Raw genomic sequence first — 9957 nt, forward strand, 5'->3', positions numbered from 1 at the left:
AGTCAACGTGCGCGTAGTGGCGAGCAGGAGTATCATATTCTACGTGTGACGTAGAGATGGTGATACCACGTGCTTTTTCTTCAGGCGCGTTATCGATTTGATCGAATGCGCTTGCAGAACCGCCGTAGGTCTTAGCTAGAACAGTAGTGATAGCTGCAGTTAGCGTGGTTTTACCGTGGTCAACGTGGCCGATAGTACCCACGTTTACATGGGGTTTCGTACGTTCAAACTTTTCTTTTGCCATTTCTATTATCCCAGCAAAGTTACATTAAAAAAATTTTGAATTTTTACAACATGAGCTGGGGAGAAAAATGGTGCTGATAGGCAGATTCGAACTGCCGACCTCACCCTTACCAAGGGTGCGCTCTACCAACTGAGCCATATCAGCACTGATTTGGAGCGGGCAGTGGGAATCGAACCCACATCATCAGCTTGGAAGGCTGAGGTAATAGCCATTATACGATGCCCGCAAATCTTAATTCTCTGGCCACCTCATAAAGAAAGTGGTGGAGGGGGCAGGATTCGAACCTGCGAAGGCTGAGCCGGCAGATTTACAGTCTGCTCCCGTTGACCGCTTGGGTACCCCTCCAGAATTGATGGTGCCGACTGCCGGAATCGAACTGGCGACCTACTGATTACAAGTCAGTTGCTCTACCAACTGAGCTAAGTCGGCACTACATCAAGTGGGTGCGCATTCTAGAGTAATGAATTACTCAGTGCAAGTGTCTTTTTGAAAAATTTTCATTTTTCTTTTCTGGCCGATTTCTCAATCAATCAGAAGGTTACGCTTGAAGTGGAACAAGTTCCTTTCGAGCGTAGCGGGCAAGACCTTGCACCACCAAATGAGCGGGACGAATGTTAACAGCGGATTCTAAGAATGCAAACACTTTTTTGTCTCCACCCCCTAAAATAATGTCAAAATCAGTTTGTTTGCTTGATATGTAATCAATGGCGCTCAAATAAACACCATAAACCGCTGCATGACACCCTGTTGCTACGCAATCTTCGGTATCCATACCTACCCCAAAGCTGGTCGGAATTTCATCACTTGCGGTTACTTTTTTGGTGGATGCCACCAAAGCGTCTCGCATAACAGTAAACCCAGGTACTATCCAACCGCCTAAATGTTGACCATTCACTACAAAATCGACGGTTATTGCAGTACCAACATCCATAACAAAAAATGCTTTTTTTGAATTTTCTGCAGCACAGACCATAGCAAGCCACCGATCAACGCCCATTTTTTGAACATTGCTGTAACTATTTTTTATTCCGAATGCTGATTTTTCTGTGTGTTTCTCAATGAAATTAATTTTGCGAGGCAAACAGAGGTTATTTATTTCTTTTGAGACTTCATTATTTCTAACTGAAGCTAAATAAATATGAGAAATTTTTTCGTAAGAGTCGATAAATTTAAAAAGCTCAGCTATCGAACTTACAGATTGGGGCTCTTCTTTGTCATTACACAACAGAGAATATTTGATTCGTGTGTTGCCAATGTCCACTAATAAGACATTTTGCTCACTTTCTACAGCATTTTTTTCAGATGAGATGCTATTAGTTACCACGAAGGCTAACCTCACCGCCATGAAAACGTGTAATGCCGTCTTGTGTTTCCACCAACAGTGCACCGCTGGCATCTACGCCTCTATCGATACCAGAAAATCGCTTCTCACCCATTTGCAGCACTATCCTTCTATCACCGTAAAGATCTAAGGCTTCCCAATGGGGAACAAATGGCCCAAAGCCTTGTTGAGTAAATTTAGGCAGATAAGACCATAGTGATTTAATAATTTGCGCCGCTAATTTATTTCTATCTGGCACTGTGCCTAAGAATGAAGCGAGATCGCTATGAGGTTGTCCAACGTCGTATTGGTTATCAGGCACACATACGTTCAATCCAATGCCGATAACGCAATGCGCTGTCGCCCCAATCTGCCCCTCTACTTCTATCAATACGCCAGCAAGCTTCTTACCCTGTAAATAGATATCGTTCGGCCACTTTAATTCGGCATCGTTTACGCCAAACTCTTTTAGCGCGTCGCACACTGCAAGACCAACCAATAAAGAAAGGCCCGCCATGCTTTGATATCCATCGGGAAACGACCAATACATGGAAAATGTTAAGCTACCGCCCACAGGCGCTAACCAAGTTCTGCCATGTCTTCCGCGACCTGCGGTTTGTATTTCAGCAAAAATAGCATCACCGTCGGCTAATTCTTCTCGATTATTAGCGATGCGTTTTTTCATCTCTGTATTTGTTGATGGGAGTACCGACTCAACATCTATCATGGCTCGTTTGGTATTACCCAAGTACTTCTTAATGCTATCTGCACTTAACATGGGAAAACCTCGCTCTAGTCGATACCCCTTACCTTTTACCTTAAATACATCTAATCCCCAGTCAGATAACTGAGAAATATGCCCTGCAACAGCGGTACGCGATAGTCCAACCTCTTGAGCTATAGTTTCACCGGAGTGAAAGTGACCGTCGGACAATAGCGCTAATATATGTTTTCTTATTACTTTAGATGCCTGTCTCATAGCGAAATAAGTCCTTTGCTTCCTAAAAGGCGTACCTCAGGTTCGAGCGTGATATTAAACCTGTCAGAAACGCTAGCAATGATATCTCTTGCCATAGATAGTACATCGCTACCGTTTGCATCGCCAAGGTTTGTAAGTACTAAAGGCTGTGTAGGGTGACACCTAACGTCGTTCAGCGTCTTTCCTTTAAAACCAGCTTGATCGATGAGCCACGCTGCCGGAATTTTCACACTATCGTCGGCGGATTTGGTTGTTACAGTAAAATGCGGCACATGTTCGTATTGATCAGTAATTGTTTTGAAATGATCGTAAGTGACAATTGGATTTTTGAAGAAGCTTCCAGAATTACCGAGAACGGCAGGGTCTGGAAGTTTGGACTTACGCACCTCTATAACTTTGTTATAAATGTCCTGTGGCGTCGGATTTGTTAACGCGGCAAGCTCACCATAAGCGGTATTTAACTCATAAACTTTTGGTAGGACAAAATTTACGTGGGTAATAAGCACCTTATTGGCAAGCGCATGTTTGAATACACTATCTCGATAACCAAACTGACAGTCTTCATTCTGTAATAGAATCTTTTCGCCTGTGCTAAGTACCACGGCTTCTATCGTTTGTATTAATGTATCGACCTCTACTCCATAGGCGCCAATATTTTGAATTGGACTAGCCCCCACTGAACCGGGGATCAGCGCTAAATTCTCAAAGCCAAACCACTCATTTTGCATACACAGTTTGACAAGCTCGTGCCAATTTTCGCCTGCACCTACCCGTAAAAAATGACTATTTTCGTCATCAAAATGACTTACGCCCTTTATCTCATTGACCAGTACTGTGCCTTCAAATGTTTCGGTGAATATTGAGTTACTGCCACCGCCAAGCAAATAACACACATCGGTGTTGTTATAGAGGCGGAAAAAGGAGTCGATATCTGAAAACGATTGAATTGTTTTGCACGACGTATTTAGACCAAACGTGCTGTAGTGTTGCAATGAGGGCATAATGTCTACGAACTGCGAATAATTGCCTAATGGTAGGGTAAGCGGAGAGTAAAGAAAAGTACATCACTCCAATTAAGCATGAAGGATTGAATTAACCTAGTGAATATAAGGTAGGTTTTTAAAACTCGAAGAGTCTGTAGAAAACTAAAACTTGGCTTTTACAATTTAGTTGTCTTGACGTTCCCTTCGCCTCATTGGCATTGAGTCAATATCTGAGAATATACGTACTGGGTCTATCACGTCATACTGCTCTTTTATACCGCCATCAAGACCGATGAGGACTGCCTTATTCGAATTTAGACGACGTTGAACTTCAGGCAGAGAAGGAAGGCAGGATAATGAGTTGCTAAACGGATAAACCGTTTTTCTATCAATGCCCAGTACAAGAAGCTTTCTCTCTGTAAGTTCAGGTGCACTGTAGTCTAGATATTCTATTAACTCTTTCAGCTCCACATCGTCATCAACTCTCACTAAAAGAATTCGGTGTTGCCAGCGTATATTGCTGAAGAACATAGAACAAGATTCCTGATGCAACACACCCGTTGGCTCACTTTTCGCAAAGGAAAAGGGCGGAGTCATTATAAAAACAGAAAGAAACGATATGATGTATTTTGAAGCCTTCATAAGTTCTATTACGCAACTCCACCACTTTCGTTCAAACAATAAAGGGGGTCAGGTCCACATTTCGAAATACACACTGACATTGGCCGCTTAAACTCAATCGATAATTGGGGTCAGATCCTGAGGGATCCCCACGAATTTAATTTCATGTGCTTCCAGCCCAAGCCGCGTCAACTTTGAAGCTGTACCATTTAAGTGCAGCTTTCCACTGTCGCATAGTGAATCGTATTCGGCAAGCCACAGCCCTGAGTCCAAGAAAGTGGAAGGAGAGTACGCTTCTGGTTTCGGTATTGGCTTGGAATCGACGATGTTTGTTTGAAGAAACGAGCACCATACCCAGTAATATTGCCACGAGTGACGCTAACGTCGCCAGCAATACCAGTATTGTTAAGCGCGGCTTTTTACCACATTTATTCTGCTCATAGCCAAGTCCGAACTTGATGCTTTTCATATCTCTAAACCCCTCCTTGATTTGCATGCGCTGACGATAAATCGCCACAGCTTGTTTCGATAAGTATCGGTGAGGTGCTAGTGATGTCGCTAACAGCCATGGGTCTCTTGCTCCTTGCGCATGAACTTTCGAACGCTTGGAAGCTTTGCGTGTACCGTCTGAATTTGAAGCGTGGCGTCCCTTCGTTTTCTGTGTAAAGAGAATAAGTGTTTAGGCAAAGGGGTTGCTTCTTACTATTTGGCTGTTATCGAAACGCTTCGGTCGACAGGTCGCTTGTGCGTAAAGGTGACGAATACATTGCCACGTATCTACTCTATCAAGTGAGTAAAAGTGTGGCATACGAATGCGCCCAACAATATCCCATCCCAGCGCTAAGACTTCTCTGAACCAAGGTGATTTATACCCTGCGTCGGTTACGATAATGGGCCGACAGTGAGCGGGTAATATAGCGTGCAACGTCTTTAAGAATGCCTTGTGTGTAGCTGGTTTCTCTTTCGATTTGTTGCAATGCACTTCTTGATAAAGTGTGATGGGCCGACCTTTTCAAGATATGGCCGCTCGTAAAAGAAAATGCGCTTTACGATCGTCTAAATCTGACCAATCGATTGAGATAACAGGGCGCGATGTGCTGCCACAAAATAGCTGGCATATAGATGCATAGATAAGCGGTGTTTATTCCTCGACCTATACTGGTTACGGTCGCAGCGCTTCCATTAAGCAGACTTTTGACGCACGCCGTTACCGCATTTAGTCGAGTTTAATGCATATTGTAGCTGCCAAGCGAAACGACTTTGTTCACAATAGATAGGGCATTCATGGCTGTTTGGTCTCAGTGATTTTTGGCGATTGATCTGATCACCAAACGTCATGAATGTTCCCTTCTTTTCAATTACACTGATTTCGCTATATTATTTGTGGGGATACCTCAGGGTCAGACCCCAACTCTTTGATCTCTAGTCTGGTGTAAGCAATCTTTATGAAAGTGAAAGCGCAACAATAATGATCTGACCCTATTTTTTCTAGCATCGCTTGAGGCAATACTCCTTGGTGTGGCACTTTTCGTCGCAAAAAAACATCGACGCTTCCAGGCCAACAAACACGTTAAACATTTTCTGCCATACAATTATCTAGGAATAAGAGTTCTTGTCCGTAGAGATAAAATTTACTATACGTCATTGGAAGACAGCGCTTCAGTGTAAAATATCTTCTGTATCGACGTGAAACAAGATATTAGTGGTTTAATTTTGCTCTGCCCCCCGTATCCCAGGCATCAACTTACCCAAAGGTTTTTTTTTCATATCCATATCCGCTCATACTTATATAGTCGAAATACAATGAAATCCTAACACTTCGTTTTGCGATACCAATGGCACCGTGAAATTCACCTTCAAATCTAGATAAAACCAGTCAGTGCAAACTTCTTAGTCACAATGAATAACACTCAGCATTACCGCTACACCTGAGCGTTCCAGTAAGGCTTTATTGTGACAACTTAATGACAAATTAGCCTCGGGAAAATATATAAAAAAACCTGTCCCCTTATTAATTTTAACGCCGTCTTATAGGCAGTGAAACTTGATTAATATCGCCAATTTGAAACGCGATATTAGCTTTGAAATTATTCTTATTAATGAGGGAACAGCCATGAAGTTAAGAAATTTTACGTTAACGTTAGTCGCAGTAGGCGTACTTAGCGCTTGTAGTATTGGTGACGACAACGACGCCGAAGTGAGTGCACTGCAAGCGCAAGTTGAACAGCTACAAAGCGAACTCGACAACATAGATACGTCAAATGGAACAGAAGTTGCTACATTGAACGCGACTATTGTTGCAATGCAAGCACAGATTGATGCAATGACTGCAGAGTTAGTAGCCTTACAAGAAGCATCCAACAATGCTACCACAATTGAAGATATTGCTAGGTTACAAGCCGAAATCGAAGCCCTTCAGGCAACCCTAGATGCTTTAACAGCACAAGCGCCGGTTCTAGGTAGTAATGCCACCTCTGGGGCAAACATTCTCCTCGAAGATTCAGATAAAATCTTACGCTTCGCTATTTTTCCAGATACCCAAGGTCGGGATGATGACAATATGTCGTTGTACGTGGACGTTGATAAAGACGGTAACGCCTTGTCCATCAAAGAATACGTAGGCGTAGATTACAACGGTGATGGTTATTATGATGCCGGCACTGAAAGTCAAAATGACGCGATTAAAGCCAACGATTGGGATGAAGATGGTGTTAGCTACTTAGTTAACGTTGAAGACCCTTTCCACCCTTATATTGAAGTAGATAGTGCCGGCGAGCCTATTGTGGTTGCGCCTGAAGATCGCCAAGATTTTGGGCCTGACTGGAAAGTTCTGCCTTTACCTTTAGTTGAAGCCGTAACTGATAAAATGATAGAGCTAGATGTTGATTTAGTTTTAGCAACAGGTGATATCACTGAATACCGAGCTGAGTCTGACTATGTACAGTGGATGGAGAAAGTTGCCGGCCCATTAACCGATGCAGGAATCAGTGTATTTCCTGCGCGAGGCAATCACGAAGTTATTAATGGGAGAAACTGGCCGGCATGGTTTACCAACGAACAAGAATGGGAACGTCAGTCAGTCAACAATGTTTTTAATGATATTAATCCTTATGAAGGTTATGAGCAGGTTGACTTTGACCAGGGCTATAAATTGTATCAAGCATATACAGGTGCATTAGTTCGCGAACATTTAGATAATGGTAAAGCCATAGGTTTCCCTGGTGCAGAAGACTTGGTTTATTATTTCATTGAGGATAAAACCATGTTTATTGCTTTAGATTTCTATTTTGCAGAGCTCTATAGCAGCGCATATAGAGGAACATGGACAATTTTAAGAAACTGGTTGAAAGAAATTATTATCGCTAATGCCGAAGACGTAGATCATATTGTGGCGTTTGGACATGAGCCGCTATCAACTAAAAAGCGTCCTCAAACCTATCAAGTTGAAATTTACGATGCATATGTAGCTGAAAGAAGTGCTTTACAAGAAGCTAAAGATGCAGCGCAAGCTACGTTAGACGATGCCATTGAAAATAATGCGTCAGCTGAAGAAATTGCGCTTTATAGTAATGCTCTAGAAACTGCAACTAGTGCGTACGAAGAGCTAGAAGAACCAAGTTTAAATGGTTACGATATCGGCCAATTAGGCTACTTGCAGTTGCAAGATGAAGCTGAGCCTGGCCTAGCTGCTGACATATTAAACTTGTTCAATAATTATCAAGTTACCTATATTGCAGGACATGATCATCAGTACTCACGTAGCTTAATTCACCCTACTTCCGATGACAAAGATACCGCTAATGGCTTCACACAAATCATCGGTGGCAATGCATCATGGAAAGCTTACGAAGATTTATACGGTATGCATGATGAGCATGAAACGGGATTGTTCATTAACAACTTCTATGACTCCATCACTGGGGGAGATTTAACCAACAGCGAAGGGACCAAGTACGCAAGCATAACGTCTGATTTAGGAAATGGCATTTCATTTGTGGTTGTTGAAGTTAACGGTCGTCAGATTACTAGCAAAGCTTACTACGCTGACCATAAACTGACTGAAGTGGATATGAACTTAGGGGCTCACTACGATTACGATACAAATGCGTGGTGTAAATACTCAGGCGACTATATGGTAGAGGGTGCAGCCACGACACAAACTTGTAAAGAAGTTGAGTGGCAAGTGTTAGATGAAAACACCCGCACCACAGATTCAACCGTTAGAGTGGTTGCGCCCGACCAAAACTATTATGCCCATTCCGAAACGCCAGCGGAAGTTGGTTACATAGGATCGCAAGCAACCATTATCGATGGCTACAACCTTACCTATAATAGCTCATATGCCGCTACTGTGGGGGAAGTGGAACGTCTTCGTGAGTTATTTTCCATGAGTTGGTTTGTGGATAAAAGCGCTACCACCTTATCTGACGTGTTATACCTTAGTGGAAATCAAACACAAGAAGGTTCGTACTTCAACCAATATGGTGATTTAATTGCGCCCATCGTCGATGTAGATGCTGGCGTTTTAGCTAAGGGAGAGTCTGCATCACTAACCTATGTTAACCAAAACGGCGAAGAGGTAAATAATCCGACTCACACAACACGTGATGGAAAATTTGTGAAAGGTACCGATATTGAAGCATCTTTGAATCCAGACCTTGCCAACGGTAATCCTGGTGGTAATGACGCCAACTGGAATGGTCGGTATTTAGCAGATAGGCTAGATTTTGCTGACGCTATGACGCTAGTAATGACGGCCCCTGAAGGGTATATCTTGACTGATTTAACCATTGGCCGTTATGACGAAGCAACACAGTCATGGGTGCCGGCGTTTACTGATGAGTGTTACGTCGAAAGCGGGTACTCTGACCACTATTCAATATATTACAGACTGACTGACCAACATCCAGAGGGTGGCTACCAAGTGGCTAATTGCCAACAACGCTACTGGGGTTATGTGAAAGAAAGTAACACTATTTGGGGATTCGTGCACACCGACGGAAAGTTCGCAGTAATCGAAAAATAAAATTGGTTATAAGCTAACTTAGATAATACGTAAGCAACTGCACTCTCCTTGAGAAATCAAAAAAGCCTATCACGATAGGCTTTTTTATTGCGTAATTCAGGGCATTAGCGTTCGACAAATTGATAAAATATCGTGGTTCTGACCGATAGCGTTCGTATTGCATTTCTTGCTATAAGGAAAGCAGCTGTGATGTATCGCGGTTATTGCCCCAATTCGTAAACTATGAAAACTGCTTTACTACTATATAGAGCAATATCAATTAGCCGTCTTATAATCTTAGAAGTAATTGATTCTACTGACAACATTTGCATCGCTTATGGCAATACTCCTTGGTATGGTACTTATCGTCGCCAAAAAACATCGACGCTTCCAGACCAACACACACGCTAAACGCGTGCTGTCACTCCAATATCTAGGGATGAGAGCGTTTGCCTGTAGGGTCAAATTTACTATATGTCATTGGAAGACAGCGCTTCAGCACCATTGCAGAAAGGCAGGGCATGGTTCGATATAAAATGGAATTCGTAGGGATCCCTTAGATTCAAACTCTCTATATTTCTTAAACTCAAACTAACAATATATTGGGTTCTGACCCTGTTTGATGTTCGTTAGATTCGATGTGATAAATGTAATTGGAAGATAAATGCGGACCTGACCCTGAGGGATCCCCACGAATTTAATTTCATGTGCTTCCAGCCCAGGCCTCATCGACTAAGGAGCTGTACCACGTGAGTGCAGCTTTCCATTGTCGCATGGTAAACCGTACCCGGCACGCGATAGCCC

At 42.8% G+C, this 9957-nt stretch carries 8 protein-coding genes and 4 tRNA genes; 1 reads left to right on the forward strand and 11 read right to left on the reverse strand.

The genetic code is table 11. The features are described from left to right. The 11 genes from O9X84_RS19135 to O9X84_RS19185 form a co-directional block, all read right to left on the reverse strand. The coding region (locus O9X84_RS19135) for a GTP-binding protein (RefSeq protein ID WP_269521258.1) at nt 1-244 on the reverse strand (244 nt) is incomplete at its 3' end. Between the two features lie 68 nt (nt 245-312). Further along, a tRNA-Thr gene (locus tag O9X84_RS19140) sits at nt 313-388 on the reverse strand. A 7-nt stretch (nt 389-395) separates the two neighbouring features. Beyond that, nucleotides 396-470 (reverse strand) — tRNA-Gly (locus tag O9X84_RS19145). Between the two features lie 34 nt (nt 471-504). After that, a tRNA-Tyr gene (locus O9X84_RS19150) sits at nt 505-589 on the reverse strand. Between the two features lie 8 nt (nt 590-597). After that, nucleotides 598-673, reverse strand: a tRNA-Thr gene (locus O9X84_RS19155). Nucleotides 674-782: 109 nt separating this feature from the next. Beyond that, entirely contained in the window at nt 783-1568 is a 786-nt protein-coding gene (locus O9X84_RS19160) for a type III pantothenate kinase (RefSeq protein ID WP_269521259.1), read from the reverse strand. Beyond that, entirely contained in the window at nt 1558-2544 is a 987-nt protein-coding gene (gene birA, locus O9X84_RS19165) for a bifunctional biotin--[acetyl-CoA-carboxylase] ligase/biotin operon repressor BirA (RefSeq protein ID WP_269521260.1), read from the reverse strand. Before birA ends, O9X84_RS19160 begins: the two co-directional genes overlap by 11 nt. After that, entirely contained in the window at nt 2541-3545 is a 1005-nt protein-coding gene (murB, locus tag O9X84_RS19170) for a UDP-N-acetylmuramate dehydrogenase (protein ID WP_269521261.1), read from the reverse strand. The genes birA and murB overlap by 4 nt, the downstream gene beginning before the upstream one ends. Nucleotides 3546-3710: 165 nt before the next feature. Further along, complete coding sequence (locus tag O9X84_RS19175) at nt 3711-4058, reverse strand: DUF4174 domain-containing protein (RefSeq protein ID WP_269521262.1); 348 nt, start codon at nt 4056-4058, stop codon at nt 3711-3713. Nucleotides 4059-4311: 253 nt separating this feature from the next. Next, the gene (locus O9X84_RS19180) at nt 4312-4617 is read right to left on the reverse strand and encodes a hypothetical protein (RefSeq protein WP_269521263.1); all 306 of its coding nucleotides are present in this window, start codon (nt 4615-4617) and stop codon (nt 4312-4314) included. A 210-nt stretch (nt 4618-4827) separates the two neighbouring features. Beyond that, a complete protein-coding gene (locus O9X84_RS19185; RefSeq protein WP_269521264.1) occupies nt 4828-5073 on the reverse strand; it encodes a hypothetical protein in 246 nt (81 codons plus the stop codon). 1188 nt (nt 5074-6261) lie between these two features. Between O9X84_RS19185 and O9X84_RS19190 the strand changes: the two genes are divergently transcribed. Continuing rightward, nucleotides 6262-9174, forward strand: coding sequence for a metallophosphoesterase (locus O9X84_RS19190; protein ID WP_269521265.1), 2913 nt, complete (start codon nt 6262-6264; stop codon nt 9172-9174). Nucleotides 9175-9957: the final 783 nt, after the last annotated feature.

The sequence above is a fragment of the Alteromonas sp. BMJM2 genome, assembly GCF_027257845.1.
GTDB lineage: Bacteria > Pseudomonadota > Gammaproteobacteria > Enterobacterales > Alteromonadaceae > Alteromonas.

What these genes read in the sequence shown, in the direction of transcription:
- birA (WP_269521260.1), bottom strand. Translation starts at nt 2,544, where the DNA reads ATGAGACAGGCATCTAAAGTAATAAGAAAACATATATTAGCGCTATTG.
- murB (WP_269521261.1), bottom strand. Translation starts at nt 3,545, where the DNA reads ATGCCCTCATTGCAACACTACAGCACGTTTGGTCTAAATACGTCGTGC.
- O9X84_RS19175 (WP_269521262.1), bottom strand. Translation starts at nt 4,058, where the DNA reads ATGTTCTTCAGCAATATACGCTGGCAACACCGAATTCTTTTAGTGAGA.
- O9X84_RS19180 (WP_269521263.1), bottom strand. Translation starts at nt 4,617, where the DNA reads ATGAAAAGCATCAAGTTCGGACTTGGCTATGAGCAGAATAAATGTGGT.
- O9X84_RS19190 (WP_269521265.1), top strand. Translation starts at nt 6,262, where the DNA reads ATGAAGTTAAGAAATTTTACGTTAACGTTAGTCGCAGTAGGCGTACTT.